1 protein-coding gene is annotated in these 235 nt (G+C 62.1%); it reads right to left on the bottom strand.

Features of this window, described 5'->3' with window-relative positions:
* Positions 1–235, bottom strand: a 235-nt coding sequence (locus tag AF337_RS32290; RefSeq protein WP_152971284.1) for a LysR family transcriptional regulator, incomplete at both ends; no start/stop codon positions are given.

Here is a 235-nt window from a genome sequence, read left to right on the forward strand (position 1 = left end):
ATCGCCGCCGACATCATTCCCGTCGCGAGCGAATTCATGGACAAGCCTGGGGCCATGATCTGCGAAGCCTGATCGAAGAAGAACCGTCCCGCCTCCGTCAAGCTCAACGGCCGCTTGGACCTGTCGATCAGGTTGACGCCCAGCTCTTCCTCCAGCTGCTGGATTTGCCGGCTGAGCGGTGGCTGCGCGATGTGGAGAATTTCCGCCGCGCGCGAGAAATTGCGCTCGGTGGCGA

It is taken from the genome of Rhizobium ecuadorense (assembly GCF_001187535.1).
Lineage (GTDB): Bacteria > Pseudomonadota > Alphaproteobacteria > Rhizobiales > Rhizobiaceae > Rhizobium > Rhizobium ecuadorense.